This window comes from Anaerotruncus sp. 1XD42-93 (genome assembly GCF_009917605.1).
Taxonomy (GTDB): domain Bacteria; phylum Bacillota; class Clostridia; order Oscillospirales; family Ruminococcaceae; genus Anaerotruncus.
This window is the reverse complement of record NZ_QZEG01000001.1, coordinates 169,936-175,935: the sequence shown is the minus strand read 5'-3', so window position 1 is coordinate 175,935 and position 6,000 is coordinate 169,936. Positions and strand designations below refer to the sequence as shown.

7 protein-coding genes and 2 tRNA genes are annotated in these 6,000 nt (G+C 54.8%); 2 read left to right on the top strand and 7 right to left on the bottom strand.

The window, feature by feature from the left end:
* Positions 1–106: 106 nt before the first annotated feature.
* Positions 107–352, bottom strand: coding sequence for a hypothetical protein (locus D5269_RS00855; RefSeq protein WP_120481636.1), 246 nt, complete (start codon positions 350–352; stop codon positions 107–109).
* 216 nt (positions 353–568) lie between these two features.
* On the opposite strand from D5269_RS00855, the gene rpmB reads away from it, so the two are divergent.
* The gene (rpmB, locus tag D5269_RS00850) at positions 569–757 is read left to right on the top strand and encodes a 50S ribosomal protein L28 (protein ID WP_016316425.1); all 189 of its coding nucleotides are present in this window, start codon (positions 569–571) and stop codon (positions 755–757) included.
* Between the two features lie 84 nt (positions 758–841).
* Here the strand turns inward: rpmB and D5269_RS00845 are convergent, their stop codons facing one another.
* Positions 842–982 (bottom strand): hypothetical protein, encoded by a 141-nt coding sequence (locus D5269_RS00845; RefSeq protein WP_158604797.1) that lies wholly within the window; start codon positions 980–982, stop codon positions 842–844.
* A 532-nt stretch (positions 983–1,514) separates the two neighbouring features.
* Here D5269_RS00845 and D5269_RS00840 point away from each other — a divergent pair.
* Complete coding sequence (locus D5269_RS00840) at positions 1,515–2,558, top strand: 3D domain-containing protein (protein WP_016316426.1); 1,044 nt, start codon at positions 1,515–1,517, stop codon at positions 2,556–2,558.
* A 160-nt stretch (positions 2,559–2,718) separates the two neighbouring features.
* Here the strand turns inward: D5269_RS00840 and D5269_RS00835 are convergent.
* From D5269_RS00835 to D5269_RS00815, 5 genes are all read right to left on the bottom strand, one after another.
* Positions 2,719–2,803 (bottom strand) — tRNA-Tyr (locus D5269_RS00835).
* 15 nt (positions 2,804–2,818) lie between these two features.
* A tRNA-Thr gene (locus tag D5269_RS00830) sits at positions 2,819–2,894 on the bottom strand.
* A gap of 241 nt (positions 2,895–3,135) precedes the next feature.
* Positions 3,136–3,864, bottom strand: a complete 729-nt coding sequence (locus tag D5269_RS00825) for a YesL family protein (protein WP_120481632.1) — start codon at positions 3,862–3,864, stop codon at positions 3,136–3,138.
* A gap of 97 nt (positions 3,865–3,961) precedes the next feature.
* Positions 3,962–4,543, bottom strand: a complete 582-nt coding sequence (locus D5269_RS00820; protein WP_120481630.1) for a hypothetical protein — start codon at positions 4,541–4,543, stop codon at positions 3,962–3,964.
* Between the two features lie 84 nt (positions 4,544–4,627).
* Positions 4,628–5,848, bottom strand: a complete 1,221-nt coding sequence (locus D5269_RS00815) for an AGE family epimerase/isomerase (protein ID WP_120481628.1) — start codon at positions 5,846–5,848, stop codon at positions 4,628–4,630.
* Positions 5,849–6,000 lie beyond the last annotated feature (152 nt).

Here is a 6,000-nt window from a genome sequence, read left to right as displayed (position 1 = left end):
GTTTGATAAAACTGCCCGGCGCGGACATCGGCTAAAACTCTGGGCTATATGTAATATTCATGCGCCGGGCTGTATTCCAAATTCTTTTACAGAAAGAGGAAACGGTTTAATAGGGGATACCATCCGCATCAATGGCAGGGTCACACCTATATTCAGGACAGTTACAGCGGCGCCGGAAACAAGAAGGGCACTCGTTGCGGCGTATGCAGTCCTTACGTGCAAAGCTGAAGCGGTTATATGCTTTAGACAGGTTGGTTAAAATCAGGGTTTCCAAATCACAGTTGTTTTCAGTCGCGAGATTGTCCAACTCAAACGCGACTGATTCCGTAAGGCGCAGGGTTCGTTTTACCATTTCTTTTACAACTCCTTTTCTATTGACGGTGGATAAAAAAGATTGCGAAAGAGGGACTTTTCGCTAAAAGTCTCTTTCGCAATTAATTTTACACTTTTCATTTCACAAAAAATTATCAAAAAGCCCTTGCATTTCCGGGCCGCATCTGATAAAATACTACTGTTGACCTCGAGAGAGAATTACAAAGACTGTCCCGCAAAGAGGAGGTGCAGACACATGGCAAAATGCGACATCTGCGGAAAAGGTGTTACCTTCGGAATCAAGGTTTCCCATTCTCACAGACGCTCCAACAGAGCTTGGAAGCCCAATGTACAGCGCGTAAAGGCGATCGTCGACGGTACTCCCCGCCACATCCACGCCTGCACCCGCTGCCTGCGTTCTGACAAAGTGCAGCGCGCAATCTGATTTCTGCGCAAATAAACGCCTCTGCTTTTAGCAGAGGCGTTTTTGTTTACCGTTGCAGGCGCTGGGCTTTCCGGGAAAGGGAGGTCAGAACGCCGCAATTGTTACAACCGGGACCGAACCGATCAGGTTAGCAATCGCTGCCGCTGTCTGACGGTCGGGTTGGGATGCAGGTATGGTTGGCTGTGCCGCGGCAGTCAGAAAAGCGTAGGATACCGCTGCCTGCATCAATGACGTTCCTCTGGCAGGGACATAACTGCGGACATGGAGCGCGTCTGTCCGCCTGTCCATTGTTTTGCGGTGTTACGCTGATAAACGATGCCACATCACCCCGGATGCTGAAGGGCACAAAGTGAAGTGTATTGGCTGCAAGCGTCAAGGGGATGGGATCGGCGGAAAGGGGGAACTCCGGTGCCTCCGCCACCGTGGGGGCCAGGCCCCTGGAATATCTTATGTGGAAGCGGATGGAATGCCACAAAGCCGTCAGTTTATGCTGCGCAGGGAAAAGATAAAGTTTCTGTGAATTTTTTCTGTCCTGCCCTGGTTGGAACCTGCCCTTTTGGCGGACATGATCGAAAAGACGGGGAGAAACAGCGAATCATCCCGCTTTTTGGGAGGCCGCCCCCGGTCTTCGGTTTGACAAAGACCCAGAAGTTGCATATAATGGGTAGTGCTCTGATATACTAAACACAGGGTGAATTTCCCATCGCCCTATGTCTCGCTGTAAAAATCTGCGGCGAAAAGAAAAAAGGAGTATTTTATGAGTCGGATTTGGAAAGAGGCCCGCGCATTGGCGGCATTTTTGCGCAGCCGGGCTTTTGCACTGGGCATGTTGTCGGTGGTGCTGGCATTTGTGATCTTTCAGATTTCCACCATGACCAACGTTGTCTATGTGACCGATGAGGAGGGGAGCGAGCTTCATTACACAATGGAGAGCGATCCCGGAAAAATTTTTGAAACCTATGCGGGCCAGCTGGACCAGAAACAGACTGGGTATCGTGGACTTTCCGGACACTACGCGGAGCTGAACACGACCCGCACCTGCAAAGCAAGCATCCAGGCGGACGGAGGAATCTCGTTCCATGACGTGCCGGTTGGTACAACAGTGGGCGACCTGCTCTACCAGCAGGGGATCACCTATGACGGGAACGACCTGCTGACCCCGGATGCGGACAAACCCATCCTTGATGGGGATCAGATTACGCTTCAGCGTGTCGAATACGAGCGGTATACCGAAGACGAAGAGATTCCCTATCAGACGGTGCGGAAAAACACCTCCCTGATCCGGCTGGGACGCACGCAAACGATTCAGCAGGGTGCGGAGGGGAGCAAGACCCTTACCTATATGCGCCGTACGGTAGATGGCCGCAGGGAGGAGGTCCAGCTGCTTGGTGAGAATGTGACCAAGCCCCCGGTGACCGAGCTGATCCTGATCGGGTCGGAGGTGCCGGTTTCCAATCTGGACTTTGATCTGGAGGTTGACGAGAACGGAAAACCGCTCCATTATTCCCGCCTGCTGACCGACCAGATCGCCACCGGATACAGCGCGCGGCCGGGTGCGCGGACTGCCAGCGGACGGTACGCGATTCCTGGACATGTTGCGGTCAACCCCAACAAGATCCCCTACGGCTCCAAGCTGTACATCGCCACCACCGACAACCGGTTTGTCTATGGGTGCGCGATTGCCGCGGATACCGGTATTGGGCTGATGGCGAATGTGGTGGATGTGGACTTGTTCTACGAGACCTATGAGGAGAGCGTCCTCAATGGCCGGCGGATTGTGGACATCTATGTACTTGAGTAAAGGCCCCAAATGGCCTGCCGAACAATCAAAACCGGAGGCCGGGCACAATCGTGTCCGGCCTCTGGTTATTTTAGGACCCATTTCGCATTTTTCAAAAAGGGTTTTCATCCAATTTCCGCATATAACAAAATCCGGCGCTTTTGCACCGGACCTTGCCTATTGGTGGGAGGAGATGGATTCGAACCATCGAAGCTGAAAGCAACAGATTTACAGTCTGCCCCCTTTGGCCACTCGGGAACCCTCCCATGATTCACTTTTGATGGAGCTGGTGGACGGACTCGAACCCCCGACCTGCTGATTACAAATCAGCTGCTCTACCAACTGAGCTACACCAGCGGATTCATAATCATTCTGAAATATCCTCGTTGGAAACTGAAAGTTATTTTAGCATATCAATCGAGGTTTGTCAACAGGTAATGGAAAAATTTTTTTGGTTTTATAATCCAGGCTCCAAACCACCGGGAACCACCCCCGCAGCTATGTCCATTACAGCCGCCTCCTTTCGCCCATAGCGGCTGGTCCGCTTTGGTGACTCTAAGCCCCCCGACACGATAGAAGCCAGGAGTCCCTGACCTGCTCAGCGCAGATACCAGGGTGCAGGGCTGCTGTTTGCCTCGTCAGGGCATCCGGGCTGTTTTGGCGGGGTATATTTTTTGAAAATCCGCTCAAGGAAGAGGGAGGAGAGCAGTGCGGCGGCGGCGGGGACGATCAGCAGCGGCATCCAGTATTGGGGATAGGGGATCGCCTGGGGGGAAAGCCGGTAGGCGTCGAGCATGGAGCGCAGCCCCCTGACACAGATGAGGATTCCCTGCCCGTTAAGCAGGACGAGGACGACTGTCGAAGGCAGATGACGTATGGAGAGCAGGAACGAAGCGGAGAACAGCCCCCCGACCCCGAAGGTGAACCGGGAGAGGATCGGGAACAGGTAGCAGGCAGCCCCGGCAGGCAGCAGGAGCAGCACTCCATATGCGATGCAGAACGCGGTCCATCCACTGTCCGCCCGCGCCATCTGTCGGGTGAGGAGCATCCCGTTGCAGAGCAGGAACCCCGCAGCCACCGCAATGGCCGAAGCCGGGATTCCGGTTTTCAGGTTTTCGCGGAACGAATGGAAAAAGGACTGGCCAACGCGCCCCTCCCCACGGCGGACACTCTTGACAGCGGCATAGTAGAGGGCGGCTGTGGCCGGGCCTATCGTCACCACCGGGAGCGAGCAAACAAGCCAGGCCAAGCTCAAAAAGAGAAGGTCGGCGAACTTGCCAACCGCGCGAAAGAGAAAGTTGTCCGGGTTAAAGACCTGATTCAGCATCGGGGAAATCACCAGCCTTTTTGAAAGATGAGCAGCCGTATCCGGATTTTTAAGGGCATAGTTCGCATCCGGAGGAAAATTGGGAAGATCGGCTCCATCATCGTGCCCGGAGGTCGAGCAGAAAGAACAGGGCCGACAGGGTCGCCAAAACCAGAAACGACAGAAGGTCCCAGCGGTCAAGCACAGGGCAACCGAGTATTCCGGAAAGCGTGAGGTTGACAGCCGCACATCCCGGGATGGCTGTCAGGCAGGAAACCGCAACGGCCAGCAGTTTCCGGTTTCTCCAAAACCGGAACAGTGCAAAAACAATCCACAGAAAGGCGGCTCCGATCACTGCCATCCTGCCGCCGACCGGCAGAATGGAGGCATGGCCCTGTATCAGGCGGTCGAGGCCGTAGAGGAACGGCAGAAGGGAGAGACTCAAAGCCAGCAGTCCCCAAAAAATACCCTCCTTCCCGTGTAGGACAATCGGGAAAAAGACCAGCCAGACAAACAGGATCGAGAGGGCGGGGAACAGGGACCAGGTAAGCTTTCCGGAGATAGACAGATCACAGACCATAGATACCAGCATCCCGATTAGGAGCAGCAGGGAAAAGGGGAGGGCGGGACGCTGTTTTTTTGCGCCGGTTTCCCCGGGGTTTATCGCATTGTTTAACGGGCCTGCGTGATGGAAGCGCATAGAAGACATCTCCTGTCAGGGCGATGGGAGGGAGCCTTTTTACACAGGCAAAAAGGCTCCCCTTGGTTTCGGCGCGGGCCGCTTTTACGCTTTGTCCCCTTCGCGTGCGAGCAGCTCGGTGAGCATGGTGTCGCACATCACCAGCATACGCGGCAGATGGAACGGGCCTTTGAAGGTGCTGCCCTTGCAGGGCGGGGCGGTCGGTTTGCCATCGCGGCGCAGATAGCCATACCACTCGCCGTACTCGGGGTCAGAAAAGACCTGCTTGCAGTATGCGAGCGTCTTGTCAAACCACGAAAGGTATTTTTCATCCCCGGTGTCGCGGTAGATCATCAGGCTCGCGATCAGGATTTCGTCATGCGGCCACCAGAGCTTCATATCGTGCTCGTACGACTCGGGCGGCTTTCCAAGGCAGTCGATAAAGTAGAGAAGCCCGCCGTATTCCTTATCCCAGCCAGCCTCAATCGCAAAATCAAACACCTGCATCGCGTTTTTGCGCAGCTGCTCATCCTTCTTGTGGTTGGCTTCCTCCATCAGGAACCAGCTGCACTCGATATCATGTCCTGGGTTGACCACCCGGCCTGCGGTGATGCTGTCCATGAATTCGCCGTTTACGCCCACTGATTCAAGGGTACATTTCAGTTCCGGCTTGAAGTGGTAGCCGAAGATCGTCTGCACGCACTTGGCGCTGCGTTTGTCATACAGCTCGGCATTCGCAGGGTCGACCCGCCGCATGACCGAGGTGATGTTCAGATAGATCATCGGGTCGGCGAGTGCACGTCCCGAGCGGGTTTCAGGGATCGTCTTGGGGCCCAGCCCGGTGGGGTCCTTAATCAGGCCGTTGTTCAGTTGATAGATCAGCTCATAGGCGTCGCGGGCACGCTTCAGGCAGGTTTCGTCACCGGTTACGCCGTAATACTCGGCATTGCCGATGCAGTAGAATCCCTCAGAGAAACAGTAGCGGCGCTGGCGCAGCGGCTTGCCGTCCGCGGTGACGGTGAAGTAAAGCCGGTTGCCCGCCTCACGGTTGATGCAGTGTTCCTCCAGGAAATCCAGACAGCTTTTGCTCGCTGCAAGCCATTCGGGGCGCGCCCCATAGACATGGCAAAGATAGGCGAACGTCCATGCGCAGCGGCCCTGCATCCAGACGCTTTTGTCGGTCGAAAAAACCTGACCGGTCCGGTCGAGGCAGGTGTAAACGCCGCCATTCACCTTGTCGAGGCCGTTTTTCAGCCAGAAATCCACACAGCGGTCGAGCTCGGCCCTGATCCACTCCTGATACCCTTTGAGTTTTGCACTGTCCATTTGAATCTACCCCACTTTCCTAATGTTACGGGTGAAATCTTGTCCTCTCTATCATACCCGCCCAACCGGGGTCTCGTCAAGAGGACAACCAGAAAAACAGTGCAAAATTTACAAAAACCAGTAAAAATTTTGCCAAACTGCTTGACAGATTT

Coding starts and splice junctions, on each gene's coding strand:
- D5269_RS00855 (WP_120481636.1), bottom strand. CDS start 352: ATGGTAAAACGAACCCTGCGCCTTACGGAATCAGTCGCGTTTGAGTTG.
- rpmB (WP_016316425.1), top strand. CDS start 569: ATGGCAAAATGCGACATCTGCGGAAAAGGTGTTACCTTCGGAATCAAG.
- D5269_RS00845 (WP_158604797.1), bottom strand. CDS start 982: ATGCAGGCAGCGGTATCCTACGCTTTTCTGACTGCCGCGGCACAGCCA.
- D5269_RS00840 (WP_016316426.1), top strand. CDS start 1,515: ATGAGTCGGATTTGGAAAGAGGCCCGCGCATTGGCGGCATTTTTGCGC.
- D5269_RS00825 (WP_120481632.1), bottom strand. CDS start 3,864: ATGCTGAATCAGGTCTTTAACCCGGACAACTTTCTCTTTCGCGCGGTT.
- D5269_RS00820 (WP_120481630.1), bottom strand. CDS start 4,543: ATGCGCTTCCATCACGCAGGCCCGTTAAACAATGCGATAAACCCCGGG.
- D5269_RS00815 (WP_120481628.1), bottom strand. CDS start 5,848: ATGGACAGTGCAAAACTCAAAGGGTATCAGGAGTGGATCAGGGCCGAG.